Origin of the sequence: Chitinophaga sp. CF418, assembly GCF_900142925.1 — a bacterium.
GTDB lineage: Bacteria > Bacteroidota > Bacteroidia > Chitinophagales > Chitinophagaceae > Chitinophaga.
In genome coordinates, this window is sequence record NZ_FRCN01000005.1 from 59,814 (window position 1) to 74,804 (window position 14,991).

Here is a 14,991-nt window from a genome sequence, read left to right on the forward strand (position 1 = left end):
AGCGAAATAGCAAATCTCTTCTGCATCATCGAACTTCCCCATAATCATCAAAATGACTAATTATCTCAAAGAACTTTTGACCTCATATAGCTAAAACAGCTGGCGGATTATTAGCACCAGCCGTATATTTATTCACATATCTTTTTTAGATAGTTTCTATCAAAAACCATTATAAAAGTGACAATATCAAATTACCACGACTAACGCTTTTGAAAACAGGCCCTTTATTTATAAACTTCCGTAAAGAATTGTCGAGCTTCTTTAAGCTTTTCTCTCCCAACCTCAGGAACAATAAATTTAGCCTTAAAAACATCGTTTATAAACTCCTCTGGTAATAATGACCAATATCCTCGCTTCAAATAAAAAGGCAAATAACTTGGCCATATCCATTTCCCGTCTGTATAAAACACAAGTGGTGCAATAAATGTGTTCCCATCAAAAACCTCCTCCAAAAACGCAAATACTCTAACACCGTGTTCCAAATAAAAAACAACATTATCAAGATAATCCTCTTTTTCAGTCGGAGCTGCTAGATCTTTAATATAGCGCCCAATTTTCAATCTGAAATTTTCATGATCTTTTATTATCCCAACAAATTTTATCATAAACTAAATTATCGTTTAAATAATAACATTTTACCAACTTCATGGACGTCATTACTAAATATCTGAAACTGCTTACCGAAATTAATGGCTGCATCAGGGTCACCTAACCTCCATATCCAAAGACTTCCGCTTGGCGCTGCAACGGGAGCCCTTACCAATTTACTCAATTGAGCCGCAGTTCCAATATTCAGCTTCCCGGCATAACAAGACATTAATCTGATTTTTGTCCCGTGTTGAGACCCTGCTGCTAACATTTCCTCATATAACTGCTGGACTGTAACAAAATTCTCTGCTCCTCTAGTAAATGCCAAACTCGTAAAGCCTATGCACCATAAACTGTATAACAATAAGGGCTGACCTACCGGTCAGCCCTTATTGTTATACAGTAATTATTCTTACTTGTCTTCAGATAAATATTCAGGATATCTTTTATAAAATTCCTCACTCCTTTGCTTAAACCAGCCTTCTATCTCCAATTTCTCAACTGCTTTTATAAGTGTCTCATATGCAGCTTTTGAAGATTCATCATCAAGTAAACTCAACGGCACAGTGTGTAATATGTCAGACAACCAATACAAACGATTATCTCCTTTTTCGTATGCTTGTTCTCGTATTTCCACAAGGGTTATATATAAAACATAAGCCAAAAATCTTTTTTCAAACATATTTATTGTTTTTTGGGTGGTTCTTTTAATTCAGAGAACATTGAATCGTCCGGCCTGTATTCTTCATAAGGCACCTTAATATCATTTAATCCCCTACGTTATAATTTATAAATCCTAGTATTTCCATCAACCACATTACCTGTTCTTGAATTAATTGTAATGACATCACCGTTTTTGGGACTCGTAACGCTCTGTATAAGTTCGCTATCAGAAAGCTTTTGTATCGCTTTATACCCCTCCGACTTTAAAATAGTCTCTTCTAAATGTACAAGTTTAAACTCTGAAGCTGCTTTCATCAGCCTTCTCGGAAAAGAGAATCCCTTGAGCTGCATTCCTGGAGGAAGATCCGCACTAAGCTTTATAGATGGAAGCGTAGCTTTTGAAGCTAAATTACCTAATATTAAAGTACCAGTTATATCTTCATAAGTCTTGACATCTATTAGTTTTTTCTTCACAAAATCAGCCCTTTCTTCATCTGTTGTCGCACTTAGCCATATCAAGCCTTTGAAAACAGACGATACAACATGCTTCTTGAAACGGTCAGTAGTTCCCTTGGGATCACTTAAAAAGTTGACATCTGTTTCTGTCATGCCTACAAGCTGATTCCAGGCACTCCTAATTGAGTTTGATCCAAAAATACCCACCGGATCTTGATACCATTTTCGACTCGTATAACTTAGTCTATTGACCTTTGCTCCCCTATAATCATAATTTTCCAACCCGTCCAAATCAACAGACGTAATAACTTTATTTCCAGCAAACTGGTACGGTGTCAATTCTGGATACTCAGCAGTTATCGGATCCACACTCAAGAACCTCCCTAACCTCGGATCATACACCCGCATCCCATAATCCTGCTGATTCCCCTCGCCCTTCACCTCATTATCATTCTCCTTCCCATTAAAGCCATAACGATAACCGCCTGCGCACTATTCCTCCAACTGGCAACCTGCCTTGCACACTTTTTTACTCAAAGAACTGGCCCTAAGATATAGTTTTTTCTTTCATCTGTTCTTTCAGCTGAAAAGCAGTGGAGAGAAGCTAAAGGGGTCTCACAACAGGAACTTGCTAAAAAGCTAGGGTCTGCCCATACTGTCATCGGACGTTATGAGCGGGATGAGATGCGGCCTTCCATTGATGTGGTTAGGAAGTTGGCCGACGCCCTGGCTACTACTGTGGGATTCTTATTAGGGGAAGCTAATGATACTAACATTCTTAAAGACCCTAAGATAATGAAGCGGCTCAATGAGATTAATGAACTCCCTGATAAGGATAAAGAGTGTGCTTATTCTCTGTTGGATGCTTTCCTTGCCAAATCTAAACTTCAAGCAATACTTAAATAAAAATGCCCGGTGCTCACCGGGCATTTTTATTTAAGTCCCTTTATTCTCCGCCAATATCCTCCAAAACATCCCCAAACTCATTTCTCACTTTTATCACATTATCTATGTTCTCTTTCCATACATTAGAATGAACTACCAAATCGTCAGCATCTTTGATAGACAACTTCAATTTTTTAATTAAAACTAACGTTGATTGCATTTGAGTTGCACCGTTTTCTTTAATTTTCAACAATGCCAATTCAAGACTGTTCGGATTTCCGTCGTAAATAGTCTCAAAAATATCCTCAAACTTAGCTGTATTCATCATCATTTTTTATTTAAGTCAATGGTTACATCTACAACTTTTCCAGGTTTAGCTGAAGAACTACGCTTCGCTCTTTCGAATTGTATACGAAAATTATCAAATTTGTGTTCTTTAGCATCTTGCATAAACAGCTCAAGAGTTTCAAGCATCGCCTCACGGCCAAATTCGTTCTTAAGTTCATTTCCTGGAACTCCTCTTGGATATAAAATAAATGTAGTTAATTCTAATGTTTTCCCATCTGAAAAAACGTTCCGATAAGCTAAAAAATCATTTATTTTGCCGTCTGGATAAACAATCTCTCCGCCAATCATATTTCCTTCAATCTTGTAATTCAATTTTGCTCGTTCTGCCTGTCTATAGCTACCGAACTGAATTGCATTTATTTGTTTGCCCGCACTTGCTCCAGTTTCAGTATAGGCAATATTGGTTGCCGACTGTCCTTTTACCATTTGGGGAAAAACACTAGCCCCGTCTGCAGGAATGCCACCAAACGACACCATAACTCCATCTGCCGTGCTCCATTTCAACGCTGACTGATCACCTCCCCATAAATATCCTGCAGCTCCAAAAGGTCCTCCGCTAATAGCCGCTGCAACAGCGTCGTCATGCTCATTCTTAATAGCGGCTACATTCTGCCTCACTATGGACGCAGGCCCAATATGCCCGTTACCATATATATCGGGAATTGCTATTTCAGGTTCTCGATATCTCCAGCTTTCACTCTTTATACGAATTTGCTCCGCCTTCGCAGTGTTAATTCTAGCGTAATCTCTGTTTGCATTTCCTTGTCTTTGTATAAAAGTTTCCGCACCATCCAAATCTGTCGCCTGTATAGGAGTATTACCTGAAAACTGGTAAGGTGTCAATTCCGGATACTTAGGCGTCAATGGATCCACACTCAAAAACCTCCCCAACCTCAGATCATACACCCTCAATCCATAATCCTGCTGATTCCCCTCACCCTTCACCTCATTATCATTCTCCTTCCCATTAAACCCATAACGATAGCCCTCCGCATTATACCCCCGTCACCCTTGCTACTGCCTTGCACACTTTTCTAATCAAAGAACTGCGCCTAAGATATGTTTTTTCGCCTATTCTGTGCTCTCTTCCACCGCTATCAGGTATACACTGTTTATATTTTCTTCATAAATCTTTCATTGTGTCGTACACGCAAGACTGGCTATCAGACCTCTCACCGTCTTCTGAACGCTGGTGATCTGACATTATTCAGCTTAATACTGGTAGCTCTTTTCAACTCCCCGTTACTCTGCAGCTCCCTCAAACTACGGGCGAGATTCAAATAAAAAGCTCGGCACAATTATCATGTTTTTACTCATATATTCCATGCCTGGTTATTCTCTTCATCTATCGTGCCACCAATAAATTCTACAATATAATAAACTCATTGATACCACCTTCGTCATCATTAAATTTAATTATGTCCAATCTAGGAACGATTAAAATATAGTCACTAAACTGAAAAAAATTCATATTAAAGCGTTGTTCGTACCAGTAACTAAAACTAATTAAGTCATTTGCATCAAAAATAAAAAAACAACCATTGTCATGCCCTTCGTCAGAAAACAGAAATACTTGTTCTGTATCATCAATTCCATCAAAGAAAAAACTTTTAAAATCACTGACTCCCAATTCTTGCTGGCCAGTCGTAAACAAATACCAATTAGGTATTTGTTTACGATGGTATTCATTATTGACTGTCTGAAGTGCACTATATAGTGAATTTAGATATGTCAGATCACTATATGTTAAAAAATTAAGTTTTGTCTTACTCAAACTTTCCATCGCAGTTTCAGAAGAAATCACCCATTTATTATCTTCTATTTTCATTCCTATTTTTTTGCTTTGGGTTTAAAAAGCTGTTCCTGACCATAGATAAAATATTTCTCGCCATTATCCCATTTTAATTTACCATTCTTAGGGTTAACAACTCCCCTCTGAATTCTTACGTGAGGCCCCTCATTCGTATTAATATGCCCTGCAGGCTCCCATTCAATTTGAATTTGTTCGCCATTCAACTCTCCTACCCATCTATTTGGTTTTCTCTCAACAAAATTATCTAAAGAACCACCCGCAGCATCCTCAGCCACTCGCAACAAATCATCTTCATTTCTCACAAAGAATCGAGTAACCTCGTACCCCTCAGCATTTGTGATTGATCTCTTTGCAATATTAATTGTTTTATTTAGGTGAGATAACGTCTTGGTCTCAAATGTTAGCCCCTTTAACTCCTCTGCTCCAGGTGTTAAAAACATTGCTGTTTCAAATGCCAATGCCCCAATAGCGAATTCGTTACCCCTTGATGCCTTTCTTATTAAACTACCATAGTCATTTACAATATCTTTTGCAGAATGCACAAAATTCTTTCCAATCTCTGTGAAATGGTCCTTGACACGCGGATCCGCAATCGTAGTTGTTGTCGGTAAAGTCTTTAAGCTAGACCTTATAGCCGCAGGCAAATTCTTTAAACTAGCTAACGCTTTGGTCGCTCGCTCTGTAAACCCTTTATCAATTTTCTCCAAATGGTTTGTGCCCAAAATCTTTTTTTCTAAATCCATGAACATCACATATTCCAAACCATCTAAATCTATACCATCAATTGGTCTATTACTCGCAAACTGATACGGCGTTAATTCTGGATATTCGGGCGTCAATGGATCAACCGACAGGAACTTCCCTAACCTCGGATCATACACCCGCATCCCATAATCCTGCTGATTCCCATCTCCCTTCACCTCATTATCATTCTCCTTCCCATTAAACCCATACCTGTAATTACCCGCATTATAACTCCTCCCCACCATCATCATCCCAAACGGATAATATTCCTGCGCCGACCGAACATCCGCCTTATACCACCCAGCAGTTTGCAGCCACCTCTTATCACTCACCGTTGCCAGTACGTTCCCTAAATGGTTACTTAATTCAAAGACCTTATTCCCACGTATGAAATTAATATTTATACCTGAATCTAATCCAGGTAAATTTACAGCAGTAGACGGCTGCGCATCTTCCAGATTGGTAACCAATGAATTAACGCCTAAACGACTGGAACCATAGAGGTGTACCTCCGACCTTGACAATTTACCACCATTAACGCCCGGATCTCCTTTCTCATAAACGGCCATCACATTACCGCTTGCGTCTCGTACATACCAGGTCTCTATTCCATTGACATTCTTGTTAATGCGATTACCAGCTACATCATAGGTATAATTAATAAGCGTACCGCCCTTGATGATGCTTCTGATCTTACCATACACCGTCCAGTCAATAGCTGTTATACCTGCACTTACATCCTTAGTCAGATTACCGATACTGTCATAATCGTAGTTTCCAGATAATTGGTTATCAATATCAACATCGTAATTAGAAGGAGATACCTTATCCTGTACATAAGTCAGCTTATTGGTTCCTGCCTTATAGTTATAAATAAGACTATCCATTGGCTGTGGCTTGCCTGCAAAAGTGTTACTACCCGCCCTGTTATAAGTCAGGATATTACCATTTGCATCATAACTAATATCCTCTTTAAAATCAGGCAGACTTACCGGCGTCCATTTATTAATCAGAGAATCCAGTCCTCTGCTCACCTGCATACCCTTCAGACGGTTCAAAACGTCATAATTGTATGCATACTGCAAAGGAGTGCCTAATGAAGGAATAGACTGACTAATGGCCCCTATATTACCATTGAACAGCGGTTTAAACCCGGTATTTCCTACCGATGCAAAAGGACTCAGGCCCTGACCAAGGGTCTTATACTCTCTGTCGCCATAATAATGTAACGCAAATCCAAAGACATCTCTGGCTGCACTGGTTCCATCATGCCCCATATCAAAGCCGGTGCCGATAGAAGTGCTGTTAACACCCTTTAACCAGCCTTGCAGCGTATACGCATAATCCATCCCCTGTACCTGTTGCTGCCCAATTACACTACGCGCTAGTGGTCCATGTTTATAGTACTGGTAAAATGCATCATTCTCCCAATAAACACTATCACTGCTGGTCTCAACATTCGTCAGGCGGTTTTCTGCATCATAACTGTAACGGTGATAAAAAGCGTCTGGCATTCCAGGCTGATAGGCTACGTGATTTACCTTACCACTGATCAAATCATACCTGTACACAATCTTCTTGAAGCGATTTTGCGCAGCAGCCATGCTTCCTTTCTTATAATCCTGCAACAGGGTATCGACGTTCCCATGAATGTCATAACTATAGAAAGTAGCAGCAGCATAACCACCGGCAGCCTGCTCAGGAGCAGAATCATACAGTGCAGTCCAGGCTACCCTGTTGCGTAAGTTAACAGGAGATAAGTAGCCAACAATAAAACTATTAGCAATGTCATAAGTCGCCCTGGTGATCTGGGTACGGCTGTTGGCCGAGTTTGTAAACCAAGCGGACAAGCTACCCGGACTCCTGCTAAGTGCATTATCCATTGCAGTGCTGCTGGAAATCTCTCCGACCTCTGTGATTCGTCCTAAAGGATCATATTGCGTATAGCTATAAGCCGCTAAAGGCTGCTGTTTTGCATTCTGGGAAACCGCTAATCTACCCAACCTGTCATACCAGAACTTACTATCTCCGGCATCAGGGGTACGCTGTGCTACTACCTGGTTCAGGGTATTGTACCGGTATTTAGTCACCATAGTATGCGCTGGTGTCAAATCAATTCCGGCCGCTCTCGCAGCTCTTACACGGCTGGCCCATGACGCAGAACGATCCACTACCACACCCGCAGGAGGAACAGTTTTAACAAGGTTCCCTGCCTGGTCATAATAATACAAAGTGTAATGGTATTCGCTGATATTGTATGTCAAGGTATATGCTTCCTTCTGACCGGCCTGTATGCAGCTGTCAGTATAGGTATTACCAAAGCTTGTTCTCAGTGAATCAACGTATGCATTGTAGAGCTCCGTTCCTTTGCTCACCGCAAAGTATTCATTATCTGAACAGTTGTTCGAACTGTCAGTATAGCTACGGAATATAGCATTTGAATTTCCGCATAACAACGGACCACCACGAATTTTATAACAACTGTCGCTGTCATTGCAGCCAAGGCCAAAATCATATATCGTGAGGTCAACAGACTGAATAGAAATAGGCAATAGCGCACTATCAATGCTTCTCGCCATGTTAATATTCATCTGACCATTCTTGTTGGGCGTAACCCTGAGCGAGGTGAAGGTACTATTCAGCGTAGAGTCACCGCAGGTCAGCCGTCCCGATACAGGAGTATAAACCAGCAATCCGCGGGTACCGTAGGTACCTCCTGCAACGTAGCCACCATCAGATCTTTCCAGTACGTCATTCAGGAAAGATGAACTATCTAATTTTATCAGATCAGACCAGGCAAGTGTAGTATCACTATTGATCTTATTAAATGTAAATATATTTTTAGGCTGAGTAAGCACGTTTTGTACCGCAAGAATCCCATTAGCAGATCCTACCATCGGCATTCCCTGGGCAACTACTGTATCTAATGGACTCGACAACTGACGTGAGGAAAGTACATCTCCATTATTGGTAATACCTACAATTCCACTCCTCGCCGATTTCCCGATCCCATTTGTAACATTGAATAAAAACCCGTAAGTCGTCTTCTGAACAATATTTGGATAGTTATTATTTGTTCCCGGCGCGCTTCCAAAGTCATATCTGAATATTTTGTTTGTTACCCCCGTATTCTTATTCAATTTAACGATCACAACGTCATAGTCACGCCACCCACCGCTATGCACCAGGAAAGTGCTTCCTAACACCACCAAACTGTCATGGTCTTCAAACATTGAATAAGCTTCGTCAATACTACCATTACCCAGTTGTCTCAACCACTTGCCATATCCATTGGCATCTATAGCGCCCACTAACCAATCACCGGTGCTGTCTACGTAGTTATTATTTGTTCTTCCGGCAAAAGCATAGCCACCATCGCTGGTCTGGATAATGTCCCATCCTGTCTCACCATTCGCGGTACTTAACCCGATTTTCCTACTCCATTGAACATTTCCGGTTACATCAGTCTTCACGATAAGCACAGCTGAACTATCACGTCCTACACTTTGTACCGAGCCGATTGCCACATATCCCCCTTCGCTGGTCGTTCTTACTTTTGTAAAGTAGTTATCAGAGCCGAAGCCGTAGTGTTTTGCCCATTCCACATTTCCATTCTTGTCCACTTTCAGCAGGAGTGCGACAGTATCCCGCTGTACTACAGGCGTCACAGGCCCTACAGATACGTTTGAAGTATCACTCACTCTCGCTAAACTAACAGTACTATCTGCTATACCCTTCAGGGAACCTGCCAAGAGGTAACCGTTATCCGGTGTACGAACCATATCGGCGATAACAACACCTCTTCCCAGCCATTCCTCATAGGTATGATAAAGCTTATTACCAGCTTTGCAAACCGTGCTGTCTTTAGTAGTATACAGCGCACAGGTATCCATAAAAACAAGATATTCCCATGCCTGCTTCCCGAATCCGAGGCGATTATTCATATAAGCAGCGAACAGCTGATTCTTCAACTGCTGCAGCGAATCTGTTTCCTGCTCCATCGGTGTAACACCAGGGAACTTCACTTTAAAAGAGTCGTATGCCTGCTTTACTTCCGTACATGAAACGCACGGAGGAGCAACGTTACATTGGATTAACACCGGAATTTCCACCGGTTGGGACAAATAACTACAGCTACCTGCAGAAGCACTACATGCATTCAATAATACCTGGATATCCGCCTGTACAAGCGATGTACCTCTTGTGCGGTTCAGATAAGCCGCTAATGTAGTGTCTATGTTTTTCTTACGCACATTGTATTCTGTCTGCAAAGTGCGTAACTGGTTACACTCACAATCCGTCGGACCTGTATAAGTCTGCTTATCTGCATAAGCCGGCTGCTTGTCATATGGAGCAGGAGCCGTGATCAGATATGCGTTGCATGTCCAGGGACTATCGATATGATTAGTCTGGTTGTATTCATCTAATACATCCTGGAAACTTTTGTACTTGTAACTGCTGGACGGCTTGACTGAGCTGGCGCCCAGTGGATGGTCTACATCCGATCCCTGTCTACACACTTCCAACAATTTCGTCCTGATCTCTTTCCAGGCAGTTGTATCATACTTACAAGGAGCCAGCTGCTGCATCCAGGTAGACACATAGGCTCTGCAGGTCTGCGCATATACTGTGTCAAGCGCTTTATTCAGCGAGTCTGTCAACTCATTTTGTGTCTTGTTAGTGCTGAGGTACCCCAGCCCGTTCTGCGACAAAGCGGCTGCAGATGTATTGAAACGCGGATATTTTCCTATTTCTATCAGCTGCTCAGCGGTTATCATGGCATATCCTGCAGGCGCACCTACATTATAGATATCGGCATCCAGGAGATTATGCTTGGCCGCCAGATAAGACTGACGGAAGCTTCTCCAGGCCATATCAAGATCGCCCTGACATAACACTGCTTCGTTAAATGCAGCTGAAGGTGTTTTATAGGTATCAAAACAACCTTTCACAGCATCTTTACATTTCACGCTGAGGGTAGCAACACTCCACAGAGAAAGCTTGCTATCCGGAGCTGTCTGGCTATTATAGTTGGTCAGGATCTGTTTGAGCTGCGTATTCCATAAAGAATTTTCTGCCGCCAGCGGATCCTTGTTTGCCTGAACTGCCGGGAAAACAAAAGCAGTATCTGCTATAGGATTCAGATAACCACTATCCCGGGCCGTTGCATATTCATCAACAGCCTCCATCTTCCTGTCCCAATCATAGCTGGCCTTATGCTTCAGAAAAGCCAGGTATTTATAATACTCAGGATGGAATTTCAGCAACGCCTCTGCCCAGGAATCCTTGAACTTGGCCGCAAATGCTTTTGGTGATAATTGCTGAGGTTTAACATATGACTGCGTTTCATCGTCATATACCATATCAGGCAAACCAGCCTCATTCATATAGTAAACGGTATCGCGCCTGTATGGAGGAAGGAAACCCTGATCCTTATGATAGAATATGGAATAAACGTTAGTAGTACTGTCATCCGGATTGGCATACTGTCCTGAAGGTGCGGAAACATCCAGCAGCATCCCTTTGCGGATATCTGTAGCGTCACTGGTGGTATTACATAAAGCATCACAGTTCTCAACAGCATTATTATAGTCTGATAATGCCTGTGCTTTGTACAAAGCGGAATCTTCTACTGCTTGTCCTATAAGCGCTGGGTATTTAGCCCAGAATTGAGCCCAGGTACCAATACTATCACGGCAGGATTTACAATCGGGTACACATTGCGCAGTCTCCAGCAAAGAGCGTTGCTGCTGTATAAACTGATCGAGTGTGATGCAGGTATTCTGCTTCAGGAAGATGCTATCTCTGTAGTATTCCAGTGCCTCACGGTTAATGGTCAGCTGCTTGGTGACCTCATAGTTCCCTTTCGGCAGGTTTACTGTAAAACTCACATTGAAATCTCTGGGCTGGATGCTACAATCTGCCTTTATACTGTCCAGGTTATAGTTGTGGAATACCGTGTCAAAAGGTTTACCACCTAAACGCTGGTTATAAGCATCGTCTGTGATCTTTATTTCAAGATCATAAAGACCATTGAAGCATATTTGCCCCTGGCAACCGTTCAGTTTTATTGCTGGCGCCTTCAGCTGGTAATTAAAGGTGTAGTCACCTTTCATCGTCACCAGCTGGCTTTGCCTGTTTTCTAATGTCAGGTCCTTGACGATGTTACTGTTCTTAGTGGATAAGGTATCAGTAACACTCAGTTCACTATAGGAAGACAGGTCAGACAGGCTGGCGCTATCTGGCCGACCGGCGAGGGCAGTAGCCACGGTACGGCCATGCATATCTACATAGCTTACGGCATACTGTCCGTTCGCATCCTGGACCATGTTCTTGAAATAGTGTGTCCTATCGCCCGCATCTGTACCGAAGAGGGCATCCAGGTCGTTCACTCCGGGAGAACCATAGTAGTATTCCGTCTCATGATTGCTGCCGATGCTGAATACAGGTCCTACCCCACCCTGACGGCTGATCCTTCCTGTATTGTCCTGTGTATAAACAGTCTCTGTAAAAGCATATCCTTCCGCATCAGGAATGAACTTGTTAAAACCTGAGGTATCGGGATTATTCGGAGAATAATACTGGTTAGCACCACTGCTGGTAGACATCGGGTTGGCGCTTGCCGTCAGGAAAGTTGTGGGAGAAGGCAGTGTATCATACTGTCCTTTGTCATACTCGGCACTATTAATCCCCGTATTGAATCCCGGTGAATATTTGATAATACTATTCAAAGTAGGCGAAGGCATTACCTGTATCGTCGGTCTGCCCTGATGATCGTAAAAAGTCTCTCCTACGATGGTAGTGTTGGTCGTATTATCCTTTGTTACTGTCTGCCGGTTTCTTAAGCTACCGTCATAGTACTGTACAACAGATTTACGTTTGCCTTCCTCTGCAAAGCTGGTGGTAGCCTGCCAGTTCATTGAAACCTGATGACCGTCAAATGCATAACTACCCAATCCCCCTGGGAAAGCAGAGCTCCACGCGGTCTCTATACGCACATTACGCTCTCTTTCCTGCACCGCTCTTACCCTGAAATAAAGTACGCCTTCCTGATCGTATAGTAATGGAATATTATAGCTATTGCCGGTATTAACGCCATTTCCACGGATCGTTACACGGGATGCATTATTCTTAAATATCAGTGCAGTATTGATAGGGTTTCCGTATCTGTTTACCCTTAATGCACTTGAATCGATATATGCCCATTCAAGGTCATAGACATCTGCACCGATTACCGTTGCCCAGCTAACGATGAGTTCATCAGCATCGTTAAAATCGACAGGTTGAATAGACGTGAAGCTTTTTACAGCATTATCCATGCAGGACAATTTATATACAGGGTAAACCTGCATTTCATTGTCAAGCACTAAAGCAGGTTTAATGTCTGTACTGCTTGTCACAGTCAGGCTGAGTACGCGTACCCTTACCTGGTGCGCATTATTAAACACAAAGCTGCTTCTGCTCGTATAGGTACTGGTATCTACATAATTGATAGATAAAGTTCTGTCCACAGAATCCTGTTGAAGGTCAGGTCTTGTGTAAATGATCCTGATGGCTACATTAGCAGTAAATGTAGCAGGTAAATTTATGGCGGAATATTCGTTGATCTTAAACGTGATGACGTTCCTCACTTTGTAAGGTGTATCCAACGAATTGATGGTTGCCGGATTGAAATACAGGCTATCTGTTACCGTAGCAACAGAGTCTTTAGCTATCTGCCCTTTGCTGCCATTCAGTGTCTGCTTCAGTGAGATCACAGACTGTGCCTGACCGGCAACAGCCATCATCAGCAACAGGCAGGCCAATGCCCAGGATTTCATATGGTTCAGGGATAATAAAAATGGTCTCATTGGTCAGTGTTTTCTTTTAAAAGTGCACTCCTCGTTTCGGTAATGGTTTTTACACCACGCTCCGTTTCTTTCTTCAGGCGAATGAGTGTACCATCATCATCATATTCATAAAAGGTCGCATAGTTATTCTCATCCAGTTCTGCCATCAGGCGCAGATCTGAAGGATTGTATACATACGACTTCATATTGGCATTGTAAGGATGTATCCTGATATCGTCAAAGTATACTGCATGCCCTGCTATTGCCTGCATCACGATAGATATGGAAGTTGCATCCTCCGGAACAGAGATCACTTCCTCATAACGTTGCCATCCTTCAATAATAGCGCCCTTAGGCTGGGCAATAACAGTGGTACTATCACCAGGTTGTTTAATCAGTATGGAGAACCTGTTACCGGCATATGCAGTGCCCTGGCAATCCTGGGATTCCTTTACCCAGGCACTGACTACGATCGTCTTACCTGCGATAGGTGAAAAGGATGGCAATAATGCGCTTGCATCAGTACTTATTGTAGACAGGCCGTAAATAGTCGTATCGCAGCCTGTCTGACCTTTATTAAATGCAAGACCAAACCCGTCGTCTTCTGTACCTGTTATTCCGGCACTGATACCGGCGCTTGTATCTACCCGGAGACTGAACTTTCCTGTATGTTGTTCGGTAGTGTCGAATTTGTTCCTGTAATAAGAAAAGTCGAAACTCCTTGGAACGGCGCATACAGAGTCACAGGGACTACCGCCAAAATCGTAATCCTCAAATCCTTCATATGCGATCTCCCTGTATCTGGCATTCTGTGCTACAGCCACCGGCAATGCATCGTCATAACCATACAAACCGGCATTGTAACGCCCGAGGGGATCCTTATTCTCCAATTCAGCCCCCTTGCGATTCACCAACGTCAACTGACTGTTCCAGACCCATTTCGTTGTGTCGTTCACCATTTTAAGGGTATTGCTGTTAAATTTCCAAAAGGAAGAAAAGCTACGGATGCCGCCTGCTCTACGTAACGATACATCCTGGGTAAAAGACGTTTCATTACGGTCGCTGTAATAGACATATGAACTGGATGGCCTCCAGTTACCAACCAGTCCGTATAAATATGGATTTACTGAGGCATCAGTAATGGCGCTAATACAAGCGCTGGTCGTCACCGGAGTACAAGTCGCACAGGAATCTACCTGTAAACGGGCAACTAATGTAGACCCTCCATTTACATGATAAGTGACTGATCCGTCAGTGCCGCAGGCATCACTTCGTAGATTATTGAATGTCACGTTACCGCTGACGGATTTTATTGACACCGTACAATCTCCTATCAGTGCCTGATAAGTAGTAGCGGTAGCTGCTTGCGTCTTAGCATAGAAGGCACCGTTTATATTACGGGATAGGATCGCGCACTGTGTGTATGATACACTGTACCCTGCATCTCTTGCATCTTCCAGAACAGCAGCTAATGTCATACCGTCTGATGCCTTTGTGAACAACCTTTGTGAGGTGATCAGGTAATCGAATAGTGGCTTCAGACATTCGCATGTACAGGGAGATCCTGAGCTTTGGGCTTGCGAACCCAGAGCTATATTTAATAATAGCAGGGCTATTGCTAATACCCGAAAATATGTTCTCATAAAACTCTTTATATAAAATAGT

6 protein-coding genes and 3 pseudogenes are annotated in these 14,991 nt (G+C 42.5%); 1 reads left to right on the top strand and 8 read right to left on the bottom strand.

Annotated features, from left to right (window positions below):
- Positions 1–224: 224 nt before the first annotated feature.
- The 3 genes and pseudogenes from F3I09_RS12570 to F3I09_RS12580 form a co-directional block, all read right to left on the bottom strand.
- Positions 225–605, bottom strand: a complete 381-nt coding sequence (locus F3I09_RS12570) for a hypothetical protein (RefSeq protein WP_149695381.1) — start codon at positions 603–605, stop codon at positions 225–227.
- 395 nt (positions 606–1,000) lie between these two features.
- On the bottom strand, positions 1,001–1,270 hold the full coding sequence (locus F3I09_RS12575; protein WP_149695382.1) for a hypothetical protein: 270 nt from the start codon (positions 1,268–1,270) through the stop codon (positions 1,001–1,003).
- Between the two features lie 98 nt (positions 1,271–1,368).
- Positions 1,369–2,172: pseudogene (locus tag F3I09_RS12580) on the bottom strand (RHS repeat-associated core domain-containing protein); the annotation flags it as partial.
- Between the two features lie 135 nt (positions 2,173–2,307).
- Here F3I09_RS12580 and F3I09_RS34745 point away from each other — a divergent pair.
- A pseudogene (locus F3I09_RS34745) lies at positions 2,308–2,613 on the top strand (helix-turn-helix domain-containing protein); the annotation flags it as partial.
- Positions 2,614–2,653: 40 nt separating this feature from the next.
- On the opposite strand, the gene F3I09_RS12590 reads toward F3I09_RS34745, so the two are convergent.
- The 5 genes and pseudogenes from F3I09_RS12590 to F3I09_RS12610 form a co-directional block, all read right to left on the bottom strand.
- Positions 2,654–2,917 (bottom strand): hypothetical protein, encoded by a 264-nt coding sequence (locus tag F3I09_RS12590; RefSeq protein WP_149695384.1) that lies wholly within the window; start codon positions 2,915–2,917, stop codon positions 2,654–2,656.
- Positions 2,918–2,919: 2 nt separating this feature from the next.
- Positions 2,920–3,909 (bottom strand): annotated as a pseudogene (locus tag F3I09_RS12595) (RHS repeat-associated core domain-containing protein); the annotation flags it as partial.
- 397 nt (positions 3,910–4,306) lie between these two features.
- The gene (locus tag F3I09_RS12600; protein ID WP_149695386.1) at positions 4,307–4,768 is read right to left on the bottom strand and encodes a hypothetical protein; all 462 of its coding nucleotides are present in this window, start codon (positions 4,766–4,768) and stop codon (positions 4,307–4,309) included.
- Positions 4,769–4,770: 2 nt separating this feature from the next.
- Complete coding sequence (locus tag F3I09_RS12605) at positions 4,771–13,347, bottom strand: RHS repeat-associated core domain-containing protein (RefSeq protein WP_149695387.1); 8,577 nt, start codon at positions 13,345–13,347, stop codon at positions 4,771–4,773.
- Positions 13,344–14,969, bottom strand: coding sequence for a hypothetical protein (locus tag F3I09_RS12610; RefSeq protein WP_149695388.1), 1,626 nt, complete (start codon positions 14,967–14,969; stop codon positions 13,344–13,346). The genes F3I09_RS12605 and F3I09_RS12610 overlap by 4 nt, the downstream gene beginning before the upstream one ends.
- Positions 14,970–14,991: the final 22 nt, after the last annotated feature.